Origin of the sequence: Streptomyces pinistramenti (assembly GCF_020564935.1) — a bacterium.
GTDB classification, from domain to species: domain Bacteria; phylum Actinomycetota; class Actinomycetes; order Streptomycetales; family Streptomycetaceae; genus Streptomyces; species Streptomyces pinistramenti.
Window position 1 is genome coordinate 153388 of record NZ_JAJCXB010000008.1, and the last position, 12128, is coordinate 165515.

Genomic DNA, 12128 nt, shown 5'->3' on the forward strand with positions numbered 1-12128 from the left:
AAAGCGCACGGCCACCATGGCCGCCGGAATCCTGCATACCTGGCCTGTTCGAGGCCGTTGCCGCGCAATATCCACAGCGCACCGCGGTGACCGCGGAAGACGGCTCGCTGACTTATCGGCAATTGCACGAGAAATCCGACCGACTGGCCGGTGAACTCCTGGATTCCGGAGTGAAAAGCGGAACCGTGGTGGGGCTCTACACCCACCGCGGCACCGATTTACTCACCGGCCTCCTGGGAATTCTGAAGGCGGGCGCCGCCTATCTGCCGCTCGACCCCGGATATCCGGCTCAGCGGGTCCGCTGGGCGCTCTCCGACGCGCAGTGCGCCGTGGTCGTCGCCTCGGCGGACCTCCGTGCCGCCCTCGGCGGTCTGAACGTCCGCACCGTGGCCACGGACCGCGAGCGGCCGCCGGGTGGGCCACGGCCGGACCTGCCGCAGGTCCGCGCCACCGACCCGGCGTACGTCATCCACACCTCAGGCTCCACCGGCGAGCCCAAGGGCGTCCAGATCGAGCACCACAGTGTCGTCCGCCTCTTCACGGCCACCCGGCCGTGGTTCGGGTTCACCGAGCACGACGTGTGGACGCTGTTCCACTCCGCCGCCTTCGACTTCTCCGTGTGGGAGATCTGGGGCGCCCTGCTGTACGGCGGCCGGCTGGTCGTGGTCCCGGCGCAGACCGCGCGCTCGCCCGCGGCGTTCCACCGGCTGCTGCGGGACGAAGGTGTCACGGTCCTCAGCCAGACTCCCGGGGCGTTCCGCCGGCTCGCCGCGGCGGACGCCGGCGCCGCGCCGCTGAGCGCGCTGCGGACGGTGGTGCTCGGCGGCGAGAGCCTGGACCCGGCCGGGCTGCGGCCGTGGCTGGAGCGCTACGGGGACGAAGGCCCGCGCGTGGTCAACATGTACGGCATCACGGAGGCGACGGTGCACGCCTCCTACCGCCCCATCCTGCGGGCCGACCTGGACCGGCGGGGCCCGAGCCCCATCGGGGTGCCGCTGCCGGGACTCACCTTCCATCTGCGGGACGCCACCGGCCGCGCGGTGCCCGACGGGACACCAGGCGAGCTGCACATCGAGGGCCCTTCGCTGGCCCGCGGCTATCTGGGACGGCCGGCGCTGACCGCCGAGCGGTTCGCCGAAGGACCGCCGCGCACGTACCGCACCGGTGACCGGGTGGTGCGTCTCGCGGACGGCGAGTACGGCTATCTGGGCCGCGTAGACGACCAGATCAAGCTGCGGGGCTACCGGATCGAACCCGGTGAGATCGAGACACTGCTGACCCGCCATCCGGCGGTGGATGCGGCGGTGGTGCGTCCGCACAACTACGGCGAGGACGATGTCCGGCTGGTGGCGTACGTGACCTGCGCCACGGACCACCGCGACGGCCCGGCGGCGCTCGTGGCCGAACTCCGCGAACTGGCCGCGGACGCGCTGCCGCCGCACATGCGCCCGTCGGCCTGCGTCGTCCTCGCGGCGCTGCCGCTGACCGCCAACGGCAAGGTCGACCGGGCGACGCTCCCGGCCCCCGGGCCGATCCCGACGGACGGCCCCGGCGGCACGGCCGACGACGGTCCCGCCGGGCCGGAGGGATCCACCGCGGCACGGATCTTTGGCATCTGGCGCGCGGTGCTCGACGTCGAACACGTCACGCCCGACGCCGACTTCTTCGACCTCGGCGGCACCTCCCTCAGCCTGCTGCGCATGTTCGAGCGGGTGAACGCGGAGTTCGGCACCGATCTGGACGTCACCGTCCTGATCGACGGCGCCACCGTCGGATCACTGTCCTCGCACGTCGACGCCGTCCGGAAGCCCGAAGGAGACGTATGACCACCGAAGCCACGCGTTTCAGCCTCAGCGACGAGGAGCTGAAAAACTTCCACGCGCGCGGTTACGCGGGCCCGTTCACCCTGTACGAGCCGGACGAGATCAAACGCAGCTGGGCGCGCGAGCGGCTACAGCTGCTGGACCGGAGCGACGCCGTCTACCAGGACGACGCCGCGGTCTCCGGCAGCACCAACATCGCCAACTACGACCGCCACCTGGACCGGGAATTCCTCGCCGACCACATCGGCCGCCCGGAGATCGTGGACCGGGTCGCCGGCATCCTGGGGCCCGATGTGCTGTGCTGGCGCTCGGAGTTCTTCCCCAAGTACCCGGGGGCCGAGGGCACCGACTGGCATCAGGCCGACACCTTCGCCAACGCCTCCGGCAGCCCGCAGATCCTGTGGCCCGGCGGCTCGGACTTCGGCGGCACCATCACCGTGTGGTGCGCGTTCACCGACGCCACGATCGAGATGGGCTGCCTCCAGTTCATCCCCGGCACCCACCGCACGATGTTCTACGACGAGACCAAGCGCATGCACTACGACCCCGACCTGGTCAACGCCGTGGACAAGGGCGGCGTCCGGCGCGGCTTCTTCGGGTACGACTACCGGGAGCTGCAGATCGACCCGGACTGGAAGCCCGACGAGTCCAAGGCCGTCTCCATGGAGATGCGCGCGGGCCAGTTCATCGTCTTCTGGTCCACGCTGATGCACGCCTCCCACCCGCACCAGGGCAGAACACGGGACATGCGGATGGGGTTCGTGGGCCGGTATGTGCCCACCTCCGTGCGGGTCTACCCGGACACGGACGCGATCGAGGAGTACGGCGGCCAGGTCAGCCTGGAGCGGTACGGCGCCGTGCTGGTCGCGGGTGAGGACCGTGAGGGGCACAACAGGATCGCCACGCACACCACCCGGAACCATCCGTTCCGGCGGCGGGATGTCTGAGCAGGACGGCGCCGCCACCGACCGTGGCGACGGCGCACCTGGAAACGCGCACGGCGACGTGCTGCACGAGCTGGCCGCTGCGCTGATGGACACCGGCTCCCTGATCAGCTCGGTGCCCGAGCCGCTGCGAGTGGCGCCGCTGCCCGGCGGCGAACGGTGGCTCGGCCCCGTCCAGGACGTATTGGACCGGCTCACCGGGCGGTTGGCCCTGCCGAGGGTCGAGGCCGTGCCGGACACCGACGGGCTGTGGGCCGCCGAACTGGCGATCAGCCGGCGGCTGGCGCTCGACGCGCCCGCGCTCGCCCGCGCCGCGGACGGCCCGCTCGCCGCTGCGGTGCGCGCCGCGGTGGCCGGACCGCCCGGCGAGCCGGTGGTACTGCCCGCCCACGACGGCACGCCGCTGCGCGCCTACGCCGCCGGACGTCCGGGCCGCCCCGCGATCGTCGCCGTTCCGGCCTGCGGGATGCCGGTGGGCCTGGTCGCGCCGTGGCTGCGGGCGCTGTCCGGCTCGTACCGGGTGCTGACCTGGGAGAGCCGGGCGCTGTTCGCGGCGCGCAACAAGGCGGGGCTGCCGCCGCTGCTCGGCCACGACCTGCCGACGCAGGGCCGTGACCTGCTGGCGGTGCTCGACGGGTTCGGCGTGGCCAAGGCCCACGTGATGGGCCTGTGCGGTGGCGCCCCCCTCGCGCTCGCCGCCGCCGCGGTCTCCCCCCGGATCACCTCGCTGAGCCTGTGGCACGGCGACTTCGAACTCGGCGGTGACGCGCCCAAGACCACGCACCAGAAGGACGTCGAGTCGCTGCTGGCGATGGCCGGGCGGGGGCCTGAGCAGGCGGCGGGGCTGTACCGGCTGATGCGCAGGCCCCGGAGCCTGGACAAACTGCGGCCCGATGTGGCCCATCACCTCGTCCACCCGTACGCCTCGCCCGAACTGCTGCGCCGGTACGGGCTGTTGAACGGGGCGATCATGACCACCGACTGCCGCCCCCTGCTGTCCGCCGTGCACCAGCCGACGCTGGTGGTCACCAGCCCCGAGGACCACACCGCGCACCCGGACGGCTCGGTGCACGCCGCACGGCTGCTGTCGCACGGCGCACTGCGGTCGCTGCCGCACGGCGACCACCTCACCGCGTTCGATGCCGGGCCTGAACTGGTGGGCATCGCCGAGGCGTTCATCCGCGACCACGACCGGAAGGGCCGCCCATGACCGCACCGCCCCATGACGGGACAGAGACCGAGACCGACCGCAGGGTGGCGCAGGCGCTGCGCGCGCACACCGCGGTCGCCGACGCCGCCGTACTCGGCCCGGCCGGGAACCGTACGGCATACGTGGTGCCCGACCCGCTGCACGCCGCGCCGCTGCACCGCGCGGCCACCGTGGAAGCGGCGGGGCTGCCGGCCGGACTGGAGTGGCACGAGCCCGCGGACGAGCTGCGGGTGGCCGGCGTCAACCGCACCGAGTCCGACTTCCTGCACCGGGAGATCTTCACCGACAACGCCTACCTGCGGCACGGCATCACCCTGCCCGAGGACGCGGTGGTCGTCGATGTCGGCGCCAACATCGGCATGTTCACGCTGCACGCCGCCCGGCACAGCCCGCGGGTGCGGGTGCTCGCCGTGGAGCCGGTGGCCGAACTCGCCGCCGCGGCCACCGTCAACGCCGGGCTGTACGGCGTCGATGCCACGGTGCTCACCTGCGCGCTCGGCGCCGAGGCGGGCGGCACCGAGCTGACCTACTACCCCAACAACAGTGTGATGTCCGGCCGTTACGCCCGCGCGGACGAGGATCTGCCGGTCCTGCGCGGCTATCTGCTGACCGGCGAGGGCGGCGAGCAGGGGCGCCAGCTCGACCGGCTCGTCGCCGACCGGATGACGGCCGAGCGGCGGCACTGCGCGGTCCGCACGCTGACCGAGGTGGTGGCGCACGCCGGGCTGACCCGTATCGACCTGCTGAAGATCGACGTGGAAAAGGCGGAGGCCGACGTCCTGGCGGGCATCGACGAGGCGCTGTGGGACCGGATCCGGCAGATCGTGCTGGAGGTGCACGACCTGGACGGCCGACTGGCGGAGATCGTCTCGCGCCTGCGCGCCAGAGGCTTCACCGTCACCCACGACCAGGACCCACGGCTGGCGCTGACGCCCTGTCACAACGTCTACGGACGACGGGCGGGCACCCGGCCCGCCGCACCGCCCCGCACGGCTCCCCCGCCCCTGGCCACGATGCGCGCGCTCGAACGCCGGTTGCGGGAGCACCTGGCCCGGCAGGCTCCGGATCTCCCGGCACCGGATCGGTTCGCCCTGGTCCCGGACGTGGGAACGGTGTCCGCGGCCCTCGCACCGGGTGTGTCCGTCCCAGGGCCCGCCCCGGCGACCCCCCGCACCGCCGTCCTCTCCGAGGTGTGGAACGAGATCTTCGGCCCCGGCTCCGACCGCCCCGACGCGGACTTCTTCGATCTGGGCGGCGACTCCCTGACGGCGGTTCGGCTGCTGGCGCGGCTGGAGGAGCGGCTCGGCGAGGAGGCGCTGGCCCCGGACGCCATCTTCACGGACGGGACCTTCGCGGGCCTGGCCGCCGCCGTCGAGGCGTCGGGCCGCTGAGATGGCCGGGCCGCCCGCAGCCCGCTGGTTCCACCGCCCGCTGCCCCGCCCCGGCGCACGGCTGCGGCTGGTGTGCCTGCCGTACGCCGGCGGCGGCGCGGCGGTGTTCCGGACCTGGCCCGCGGCGCTGCCCGACGACGTCGAGGTGGTCGCCGTGCGGCTGCCGGGACGGGAGAACAGGACCGCCGAGCCGCCGTACACCCGGTGGCCGCCGCTGGTGGCGGACCTGGCGGAAGCCCTGGCCGAGGCGGTCCCCGCGCCGTATGTGCTGTTCGGGCACAGCCTGGGCGGCATGCTCGGCTACGAACTGGCCGTACGGGAACCGGCGCTGCCGCCCGAGCGGCTGGTCCTGGCCGGCTGCCGGGCGCCGGACATCCCGCTACAGGTGCCCGCCGTCCACGATCTGCCCGACCCGGCGTTCCACGCGGGCCTGCGGCACCTGGCCGGGACGCCGGAGGAGGTGCTGCGCAACCCGGCGCTGCTGGCCCTGCTGACCCCGATGCTCCGGGCGGATCTGCGGCTGGCGGAGACCTGGCCGGCGGGCGGGGCGCGCCCGGTGCCGGTACCGCTGACCACGTTCGACGGCGCCGACGATCCGATGGCGCCGCCCGCGACGGTGGCCGCGTGGCGACGGCACGCACCGCACGGCATCCGCGCCCACCACCTGCCCGGCGGGCACCACTTCCCCCGGGACCGCGCGGGAGCCTTCCTGCGGCTGCTGAGCAAGGAACTCGCCGAGGGAGGAACAGCGGCATGCGATCCGTGTACTTCACCGACGCACATGAGTCGTTCCGTGCCGAGGTCCGCGCCTTCCTGACGGAGGAGGTGGTGCCCTTCGCCGAGTCCTGGGAGCGGGAGCGCGGGCTGCCCCGCTCGCTGTGGAAGACGCTGGGCGAGCAGGGGCTGCTGGGCCTGCTGCATCCGCGTGCGGCGGGCGGCCTGGAGCGCGATCTGTTCACCTCCGTGGTGTTCCTGGAGGAACTGGGCCGCACCGGATACGGCGGGCTCCGGGCGGCGGTGTCCGTGCACGCCTACATGGCCACCCACTATCTGGCGGTGGCCGGCGGCGCATCACTGCGCGAGACGTATCTGGCGCCCGCCGTGCGCGGGGAGCGGATCGCGGCGCTCGCGCTGACCGAGCCGGGCGCCGGGTCCGACCTGTCACGGCTCGCGGCCACCGCCGAGCCGGACGGCGACCACTTCGTGGTCCGCGGCACCAAGACCATGGTCAGCAACGGCACCGCCGCCGATTTCCACGTGGTGGCCGTGCGTACCGCACCGGACACCAGCGCAGGGCGGCATGGCGCCACGGGCCTGTCGCTGCTGGTGATCGACGCCGGCCTGCCCGGCGTCACCGCCCGGCCGCTGGAGACGCTGGGATGGCGCGCGGCGGGCACCGCGACCGTGGTCTACGACGGGGTGCGGGTGCCCGCCGACCGGCTGATCGGCCGCCGCAACAGCGGCTTCTACTACCTGATGCGCGGGCTCCAATTGGAGCGGCTGGTCGCATCGGTACTGGCGCTGGGCGGGATGGAACGGATGCTGGAGGATGCCCGCCGCGCGATGTCCGAACGCGAACTGTTCGGCGGCACGCTCGGGGGACTTCAGGCACCGCTGCACAGGCTCGCGGATCTGGCGACCGAACTGGCAGCGGCACGGCAGCTCGTCCACCACGCGGCGTGGTGCCACCAGCAGGGCGAACTGCCGGTCACCGAGTGCTCGATGGCCAAGCTCCACACCACCGAACTGGCCTGCCGGATCGCCGACGCGAGCCTGCACCTGCAGGGCGCACGCGGCTACCTCGACGGCTCGGACGCCGCACGGGCCTACCGAGACGCCCGAGCCGCAACAATCGCCGCCGGGCCCAGCGAGGTGATGCGAGACATCATCGGCCGTGCGCTGATTCGGCCCCGGACCACATAGCCCCACGTCCAGACGCCCAAAGCCCGAACACCAGGCCAGACGCTCCCCACGCCGAACCCCGCAGGCCGACCGCTCAGCCTCTGATGCCAACCCGCTCCGGCGGCCGGGCGTCGCCCATGGTCTTCGTGGGAAACTCGGTGGCCCTTGCCCGGGGGCGCCGTTGGGGACCGTTCTCACGGGGTGGCACGGCGCGGTCTGCGCGCGCAATCCGCCGGCCGCGGGGTGCCGACAGTGCGAGGCTCACGACATGATCAGCGCTCCGCGTATCTTCCTCGACGGCGGCGGTGACGGCCGCCAGGCGGTCGACCGGGCCTTCGCCACAGCCGCCCGTACGGCGGGCGTGGGCCGGGTGCTGTATCTCCCGTACGCGATGGCGCCGTTGCGCCGGCCGGGGTGCAGGGTGTGGTTCGAAGCGGCGTACCGCGCGGTGTTCACCGAGATCGTCATGCCGGAAGATCCTTCCCAAGCCGTCCTCGGGGAGTGGGAGTTCGGCGCGGTCTACCTCGGCGGCGGAGACACCGGCCGGCTCCTGGACACGCTGCGCGCCACCGGCCTGGACGGCCTGATCGCCCGGCACGTGTCGCGAGGCGGCCTGTTGTGCGGCGGCAGCGCGGGCGCGATCGTCTGCGGCGCCACGATCTCGACCGCGCCTCCCGAAGAGCACTCGGCACGCAGCAACGAAGGGCTGAACCTCCTCGGGGGCGCCGGCGTCCTGGCCCATTACCAGGACTCGGCCGGGGCCCGTGCCGGTGCGCTCGGCCTGGCAGCCGAACTGCGGGCAACCGCTCTCTGGGCGCTTCCGGAGAACAGCGGAATCCGGCTCGACGCGAGCGGCGTGCCGCGAGCGCTGGGAGAGCGGGCATGTCTGCGGTTCACCGCGGGCGGCCAGGTGTCGCGCATCCCGCCGGACGCCGAATGACGAGCCTGCCTCCGCACGCGCGCCGGCCGCCGCAACCCGAACAGCAGCGTCATCTCGCCCGGATCGAACGGCTCAAGACGGAGGCCGCGACGTTGCGTGAACGCCGCCACCTGCCAATCGCCGGGCTCGCCTGGACGATGTCCAGGTGTTCCTGTCGTGCCCGGAAGGCGATGGGCCGCCGCATCTCCGGGAGATGACCGGCGGTCGGATCCGCCCGGCGGCCTGACCGGTGGTCTCAGGACGAAGGCCGAAGAACCGGGGTGTCCGTCTCGTTGAGCTGGTACAGCTCGGGCACGGAGACCTTGATCGGCTCTTGCGTGGTCCGAGCGATCACGACGACCACGGGCTCGTCCGGGTCCGGGTTCTCCTCCCGGTGCGGGACGAACGGGGGAACGAGGAAGAAGTCTCCTGGACCGGCAGCGAGGCGTACCTCCTGGGTGCCGTCGTGGTAGACGAACACGGGGTGCCCGCTGACCACGTAGATCCCCGCCTCCGAATCGCCGTGATGGTGGTTGTCCGTCGCGCTCAACGGCGGGTTCTCCACCAGGCCCATCCAGAGTTTCTTCGAACCGACGGTGCCGCCGCTGATGGCGGCGTAGCCGTCCAACTCGCCGGATCGAACGCGGTGGACGCGGTTGTTCAGCGGTGCGTTGTCACCAGAACCCAGTGCGGTCCCGACACCTTCGTCGTGAGTCATCGTGCAGCCTCCCGGTTTCGATGGCCTGTGCCGGACCCAGGCTGTACCCCTCGAACCGGAAGTGACGGATCCTGTTGCCGTTACGGCAAAGCGTGCCCACCCGCGACGAGGCAGTCCGCACAAAGATTCTGCGATGCCACGTGATCCGGCACGGACAGCCTCGCTCCCCGGGCGACCGGCGTGGCCCGGCTTGTGATCACCTCCTGTCCCGTGGGCGGGGCTCAAGAAGCCGGGCCCGCAGGCGGGGTACCGGTGATCGCGGCTCGGTAGAGGGCTCGGGTTGCGGCGCCGAAGTAGGCGCTGTAGGAGACCTGGGAGGTATTGCCGCCGGTGTGGTAGCCGCCGATGACCCCGATCACCGCCCAGCCGCCGGGCCACGGCACCAGCATCGGCCCGCCGCTGGTCCCGCCCACGAAGGCGTCACAGGCGATGCGCGGGAAGGTACCCGGGTCGGCCGGGTCATCGCTGCCCCACTTGGTGGTCCAGCTCCAGCATTCCAGCGGCTTGTCCGCCCCCGCCGGATACCCGATCATCCGTACCGGGACGTGAAAGTACCCCGTCCCGGTGAGCAACTGCACCCCGCCGACGGCATCCTGGACCGGCATCCCGTCCTGGTTGGCTTCGGTGACCGCGAAGGCGAAGTCGTACGCGGCCCCCGCATGTTCGCCCAGGTCGTAGTACCGCTGGGGGACGTAGACGCCGTTGTCCTCGACCGGGAAGATGCCGAACGGCTTGAGCCCGTCGTGGTACTGGGGCACGAAGCCAAGGTTGCGCTGGGGAGAAGTGCCGGAGTAGCCCTTCAGACAGTGTCCGGCGCCGAGCACCAGAGCGCGGCCGGGGCTGCGCACCACGGAACCGCTGCACGTACGCCCGCTGCCGGCGGCGTCGGTCCAGAAGAAGGTGCCGGCCTGGGGAATACCGTCAAAGCTCCTGCTGGGCGGGATGCGCTCGCCCGGCTGAGGGCCGTCCACCGCGGGCGGGACGGCGCGGGCCATCGCCCCGGCCTCGGCCCCTTTGCCGGTGTCGCCAGGAAGGGCGGCCGTCATCCGGGACGGGGTCCAGTAGGCGTTGAGCCGGACGGCGGCCGGATCCGGACCGGCCGGGCCACCGTCGGCCGAAGCGGACGGGGAAAGCCCGGCGGAGAGCAGCAGGGCTGCCGCACACGCAGCGGCGTATCGGATGATCCTGGTCCTACGCACCATCAGTCCCCCTCCAGGCGGGCACAAGCGACGGCTCACCATAGAGGCAGCGCCATTGCGGACAGAAGTACCCGTCACGGCCGGAGCGTTGGGACACCGAGGACGCCGGTGCTGATCTCACCGACGGGCCTGCTGTCGCTTTCCACCGCGCCGCCGACATCGCGCTCGCCCGGTGGCGATACAGCGGCGGACGATGCCACGGGCCGGTCCCCCTCGGTGGCAAAGCCTCGCTCGTCAGGGATCTCTGCTGCTCGGCACCTCTCGCTGGAAGCCATCCGGAGTGCGGCGCCCCTGGCTCCTCCTGCCTCCGGCCCCCGTACGGCCTGACTGCCGCGGCCGTCTCATGACGTCTCGGAGACCGCTTCCAGCACCAGCGGAAGGTAGGCGGTGGCCAGTGCTTCGGGGACGAGTTGGTCCGGCTCGACGAGGCTTTGTGCCAGGGAGCCCCGATACCCTCAGCCGCCCGTACGCCCGGGGCCGTAGGCCAATACCCCCTATTTGATAAGGGCGTTGGCCACGATGACCAGGACACCCAGGAACGCATCGGCGGTACCGGTCCTCAGTGCGGCGGGCCAGGTGCGCCCGCCCGCTCGGCCCGCCGCCAGCCCCCAGAAGAAGAGCAGGAGCGTATTGAAAGCCAGCGCCACGTACTCGATGTCCTGGGACGGCCACCAGCCCAGTCCCGCGCCGAGGAGCATGACGAAGGAAGGCGCGGTCGCGGCGAGCAGAGGCCACTCGTCGACAACGGCGCTCACGGCGGCAAGGGCGCCGTGGTGCACGTCCTCGCCTCGTTCGGCGATGTGATGTGCGTATCCGTGGGCGAGGGCGGAGGCGAGCGCCGTGACCAGGAGCCAGGCAGCGTTGTGCCAATGCCTGGCCTGGGAGGTCTCGCCGCTCTGGTTCAGGGCGGCCACCATCGAGCTGGCCAGCACGGCACCGTAGACGCCGCCGAACAGTACCTGCGGCCGGATCGCCCTGCGACGGGCGCGCACGACCCAGGTGTGCAGCCTCCGGCGGATGTCCATGATTCCTTCTCCCTCACGGGCCGCCGCGGCCGACAGGAACCATGAGGTGACCGGATCGACGGCTCACCCCGCAGTCTTCTTCAGCCCCGACACCGAAGACGTGCGGAACCACAGTGCAGCTCACGCTAAGCGACGTGCTGTCGGTCAGCCACCGGTGGCTGACCGACGGGGCCGGTGCGGCGGAGGCTGACGTCGTGGGAAGCCGTACGCCGGCCCTGCCACGAGAGCCCGTGGCAGTGGGCGGCAGTTGATGAACCCGGAGATGACGCCATGCCCGACCGCGGGCGCGCGGATGCCCAGCGCAACTACGCGTAGGTCCTCGCCGTGGCCGAGGAGGAGGTCACCGCGCGCGGCGCCGACGCGTCCCTGTCGCAGAGTCCGTGAAGGGCCAGGATGACCCGCCCGAGAGCGCATAGGGCACCGAATCCTTCGGGCTGCGGAGAGCCTCTTCCGCCGGGCTACTGTGGTGTCATGCCGTCGCAGCCCCGATCCGAACCCGCCGCGTCCTCCCCTGAAGGCGGTGTTCCGGACGCCCGTCTGCTGACCGAGGCCGTGACCCGCCTGCGCCGTGCCCTGCGTGCCTCGATCCGGACCGACTATCCGTGGGAGCAACTGCCCATGGCGCAGGTGGAACTGCTTCAGGTTCTCGCGGAGCACTCCCCGTGCCGGGTCAGTGATCTGGCGTCCCGTCAGCGTCTGGCTGCCAGTACGGTCAGCGGGCTGATCGGTCAGCTGATCAATGCCGGGCTGGTGGTGCGGGGAGTCGATCAGGCCGACCGCAGGGCCTCCGTCGTCACCCTCACCTCCGCCGGGCATTCCCAACTCGCTGCCTGGACAAGGGCCCACGAGCGCCGCCTGGAAGACGCTCTCGCGGGCCTGGGTGCCGCCGACCGCGCGGCCGTTCGCGCGGCGCTGCCTGCGCTGTTGCGCATGGCGGAGAGCTTGAGCGGCGGCGAGGGCGCGGAATCTCCACGGGTGTAGCGGCCTGCGCAAGGCG

At 72.2% G+C, this 12128-nt stretch carries 11 protein-coding genes; 8 read left to right on the top strand and 3 right to left on the bottom strand.

Going from position 1 to position 12128, the window contains the following annotated elements; genetic code table 11:
• Window positions 1–44: 44 nt before the first annotated feature.
• The 7 genes from LIU39_RS08755 to LIU39_RS08785 all read left to right on the top strand — a co-directional run bounded on the left by LIU39_RS08755 (window position 45) and on the right by LIU39_RS08785 (window position 8210).
• Complete coding sequence (locus LIU39_RS08755) at window positions 45–1826, top strand: amino acid adenylation domain-containing protein (RefSeq protein WP_227046048.1); 1782 nt, start codon at window positions 45–47, stop codon at window positions 1824–1826.
• A complete protein-coding gene (locus LIU39_RS08760) occupies window positions 1823–2770 on the top strand; it encodes a chlorinating enzyme (protein ID WP_227046016.1) in 948 nt (315 codons plus the stop codon). The genes LIU39_RS08755 and LIU39_RS08760 overlap by 4 nt, the downstream gene beginning before the upstream one ends.
• A complete protein-coding gene (locus tag LIU39_RS08765) occupies window positions 2763–3977 on the top strand; it encodes an alpha/beta fold hydrolase (protein WP_227046017.1) in 1215 nt (404 codons plus the stop codon). The genes LIU39_RS08760 and LIU39_RS08765 overlap by 8 nt, the downstream gene beginning before the upstream one ends.
• The gene (locus LIU39_RS08770; protein WP_227046018.1) at window positions 3974–5368 is read left to right on the top strand and encodes an FkbM family methyltransferase; all 1395 of its coding nucleotides are present in this window, start codon (window positions 3974–3976) and stop codon (window positions 5366–5368) included. Before LIU39_RS08765 ends, LIU39_RS08770 begins: the two co-directional genes overlap by 4 nt.
• Before the next feature lies 1 nt (window position 5369).
• Window positions 5370–6185 carry a thioesterase II family protein gene (locus LIU39_RS08775; RefSeq protein WP_227046019.1) on the top strand — a complete coding sequence of 272 codons (816 nt, stop codon included), beginning with the start codon at window positions 5370–5372 and terminating at the stop codon, window positions 6183–6185.
• The gene (locus LIU39_RS08780) at window positions 6122–7291 is read left to right on the top strand and encodes an acyl-CoA dehydrogenase family protein (RefSeq protein ID WP_227046020.1); all 1170 of its coding nucleotides are present in this window, start codon (window positions 6122–6124) and stop codon (window positions 7289–7291) included. Before LIU39_RS08775 ends, LIU39_RS08780 begins: the two co-directional genes overlap by 64 nt.
• A 247-nt stretch (window positions 7292–7538) precedes the next feature.
• A complete protein-coding gene (locus LIU39_RS08785; RefSeq protein WP_227046021.1) occupies window positions 7539–8210 on the top strand; it encodes a Type 1 glutamine amidotransferase-like domain-containing protein in 672 nt (223 codons plus the stop codon).
• Window positions 8211–8445: 235 nt separating this feature from the next.
• On the opposite strand, the gene LIU39_RS08790 is transcribed toward LIU39_RS08785, so the two are convergent.
• From LIU39_RS08790 to LIU39_RS08800, 3 genes are all read right to left on the bottom strand, one after another.
• Window positions 8446–8907, bottom strand: a complete 462-nt coding sequence (locus LIU39_RS08790; RefSeq protein WP_227046022.1) for a cupin domain-containing protein — start codon at window positions 8905–8907, stop codon at window positions 8446–8448.
• 221 nt (window positions 8908–9128) lie between these two features.
• Complete coding sequence (locus LIU39_RS08795; RefSeq protein ID WP_227046023.1) at window positions 9129–10109, bottom strand: trypsin-like serine peptidase; 981 nt, start codon at window positions 10107–10109, stop codon at window positions 9129–9131.
• Window positions 10110–10600: 491 nt separating this feature from the next.
• Window positions 10601–11131, bottom strand: a complete 531-nt coding sequence (locus LIU39_RS08800) for a hypothetical protein (RefSeq protein ID WP_227046024.1) — start codon at window positions 11129–11131, stop codon at window positions 10601–10603.
• A 471-nt stretch (window positions 11132–11602) separates the two neighbouring features.
• On the opposite strand from LIU39_RS08800, the gene LIU39_RS08805 reads away from it, so the two are divergent.
• Window positions 11603–12112, top strand: coding sequence for a MarR family winged helix-turn-helix transcriptional regulator (locus LIU39_RS08805; RefSeq protein ID WP_227046025.1), 510 nt, complete (start codon window positions 11603–11605; stop codon window positions 12110–12112).
• The last annotated feature ends 16 nt before the right edge of the window (window positions 12113–12128 follow it).